Origin of the sequence: Mycobacterium sp. (genome assembly GCF_052143115.1) — a bacterium.
Taxonomy (GTDB): Bacteria; Actinomycetota; Actinomycetes; order Mycobacteriales; family Mycobacteriaceae; genus Mycobacterium.
In genome coordinates this window covers 1-2,968 of sequence record NZ_JBKQTQ010000283.1, presented here as the reverse complement: position 1 = coordinate 2,968, position 2,968 = coordinate 1, and the positions used below count along the sequence as shown (strand labels likewise).

Sequence of the window (2,968 nt, the reverse complement as noted above, 5' to 3'; positions counted from 1 at the left end):
GGCTCTTCGTAATTCAGCGTTTCGGCGCCTCGTCGAGGCGCACCGTGGGCGGGCGAAGATGAGCTGCTGGTTGCGGTTGCGATCGGTACTGGCGGGGATCGATACTGGCCGAGTTCGTTGTGGTTGACCCCGATTCGCTCTGTGGAGCCTATGAGCCTGTAATTCAGCATGGTGGCGGAGGGCTTCCACGGGAACCGTGGATTGGTGCCATCGAGCCCGAGCGTCAGACTTTCCAAATCTCCCTGCCCTCCCCACGACGGACACGCAATAAGTGTGAGCAGGAAGGGAGTCAAGCATCGTGGAAGTCGTGCATGTCCGTTGCGCCGGGCTGGATATCTCGAAAAAGGACGCCAAGGTGTGCGTGCGGGTCGCCGGTGCGGGGCGACGTAAGACCGTTGAGGCGGTCACCACCTGGAGCTCAATGACCAGTCAGATCCTGGCCTTGCGTGAGCATCTGGTCGCCGAACGTGTCACTTGCGCAGTTATGGAGGCCACCAGCGATTACTGGAAGCCGTTCTACTACCTATTGGAGGACGCGGGATTTGAGGTGGTGCTGGTCAATGCTCGGCATGTGAAGAACCTGCCCGGACGCAAAACCGATGTCGCCGATGCGACCTGGCTGGCTCAACTCGGTGCGCACGGGCTGGTGCGGGGATCGTTCGTGCCGCCTGAGCCGATCCGCCAACTTCGCGATCTGACCCGGACCCGTACGGCGGTTATCCGGGAACGCGCCCGCGAGATGCAGCGGCTCGAAAAGCTCCTTGAGGATGCCGGGATCAAACTGTCGGCGGTGGCCTCTGACATCCTCGGGGTATCGGGGCGCGCCATGCTGGAATCATTGATTGCCGGTGACCGCGACCCCATCGCCTTGGCTGATCTAGCCAAACGCCGGCTGCGGTCCAAGATCCCGGCACTGACCGAGGCGTTAACCGGCCGGTTCAACGAACATCACGCATTCTTGGCCCGCGTTCACCTCGATCTGATCGACCGACACACCGCCGCTATCGAACAGATCACTGCCCGCATCGAGGAGACGATCGCGCCCTTTCAGCCCTTTCGAGACCTGATCTGCACCATTCCTGGAATCAGCACCTTGACCGCCGATGTGATCATCGCTGAGACCGGCGCCGACATGAAGCGTTTCCCCAGCGCCGACCACCTCGCGTCGTGGGCGGGAACCACGCCGGGCAACAACGAATCCGCCGGTAAGGTCAAGTCCAGCCGTACCCGGCCGGGCAATCCTTACCTGCAGGGTGCGCTTGGCGCGGTCGCGATGGCATGCTCGCGAAATCCGCACACGTACTTCGGTGCCCGCTACCGTCGCATCGCCATACGCCGTGGGCCTCAGAAAGCCAATGTCGCGATCCAGCACTGCATGCTGATCGCCATCTGGCACATGGGAACCAACGGCTGTGCCTACAACGACCCCGGTGCCGATTACTTCATCCGACTCCACCCCCAACGGGCAAAAACACGCGCCATTCGCCAACTCGAAGCCATGGGGTACCAGGTCACCCTGAGCCACGCCAGTTAACCGCGGACCTCACGAAATCTTCGCGTCAGAGTGTGTTGACGAGTGCGTGTAGTGCGCCGCTGTGCAGCAGTGAGCGCCAGCGGTAGTGGGTGAGGTTGCGGAAGCCGAGGGCGTTGCGGCGCAGTGCTTCCAGGCGGCCGTTGATGGCTTCGGTGGGGCCGTTGGAGGCGTGGTGGTCGAAGAAGGCCAGGATGTCGTCGCGGCGGCGGGCCAGGGTGCGCCCGAGTTGGGCGATCTCCTCCAGTCCTACGGGCACGGCTCGGCGGATCGAGTTGATCAGTGTGGTCATCGCCTTTTTGCCGCGCCGGCGATTCGGGTCGGCGTAGGCGGCGATGATCTTCTGATAGATCAACCAGGCGACTTTCACGGCGAGGTGTTCGTCGATATCGAGCACGCCGGTCAGCCGGGTGTACTGGCGGGTGGAGAGCAGCTGGATGCGGGTGCGGGCGATGCGGCGGATGCCGTAGAGCGGATCTCCGGTGTGCCCGCGCCGGCCCAGGGTCTGCTGCTGGATGCGTTGGCGGATCAAGTCGAGCTTGGTCCCGGCCAAGGCCACGACGTGGAACGGGTCCATCACCGTGACCGCATCGGGTAGCACCTCGGCGGCGGCGGTCTTGTAGCCGGCGAACCCGTCCATCGCCACCACCTGCACCTGCGCTGCGAAGTCGGCGGGTTGGGCGGTCAGCCAGTCGGCCAGTGCGGCCGCTGAACGACCGGGTACTAGGTCAAGCAACCGCGCCGGACCGCTGTGATCGTAGGCAGGGGTGAGGTCGATGATGAGCGTGACGAACCCGGCCGCCCCGAGGCGTCGAGGTGCCCAGCGGTGCTCGTCGACGCCGATCACCTTCACCCCGGCCAGCCGATCCGGGCCGGCTGCGCTCACCAACTGGGCGGTGGCCTGCATGGCGATCGTATTCACGGTGTGCCACGACACCCCCAGCTCGGCGGCGGTCGCCGAGACAGTGGTGCGGTCGATCATCAACCGCCGCAACACATACCGCGCACACCGCCGTGTCGTAGCTGATCGTGGCGCCGCCAACTTACCGAGATCCTGATTGAACACCATCCTCCCGCACTCTGCGCTAGTGCATCGGTAGCGTGGCACGGCGACCCGCAAGACCAGTGGATACCCGGCGACCGGCAGGTCGGTCAGCGGCCGGGTGATGGTGTCGCGGTAGCGGCCCTCACGCCCGCAGTCCGGGCAGTGTGGATCCCGAGTCACCGGCGAGCAGAAGATCGTCGTCACCTTCTCATCGACGGCGGCGTCGGTGATCGTCACGCCCAACTCGATGGTGCGCATGATCGTGTCGGCAACAACAGACGGCGGGCAGGCAGTAACCTCGGGCAAGGGTCACCTCGGTGGTGTTGGTGAAGCGGCGTGTAGGAACCTGAATCGTCACCCACCGAGGCCCCACCTCAGCTCAACGACACGAA

General features: G+C 64.3%; 2 protein-coding genes. One reads left to right on the top strand and one right to left on the bottom strand.

The window, feature by feature from the left end:
• The first annotated feature begins 298 nt into the window (after window positions 1–298).
• Window positions 299–1,534 carry an IS110 family transposase gene (locus ACLQI9_RS27690; RefSeq protein WP_442382880.1) on the top strand — a complete coding sequence of 412 codons (1,236 nt, stop codon included), beginning with the start codon at window positions 299–301 and terminating at the stop codon, window positions 1,532–1,534.
• Between the two features lie 25 nt (window positions 1,535–1,559).
• Here the strand turns inward: ACLQI9_RS27690 and ACLQI9_RS27685 are convergent, their stop codons facing one another.
• On the bottom strand, window positions 1,560–2,834 hold the full coding sequence (locus tag ACLQI9_RS27685) for an ISL3 family transposase (RefSeq protein ID WP_442392447.1): 1,275 nt from the start codon (window positions 2,832–2,834) through the stop codon (window positions 1,560–1,562).
• Window positions 2,835–2,968 lie beyond the last annotated feature (134 nt).

Coding starts and splice junctions, on each gene's coding strand:
- ACLQI9_RS27685 (WP_442392447.1), bottom strand. CDS start 2,834: ATGCGCACCATCGAGTTGGGCGTGACGATCACCGACGCCGCCGTCGAT.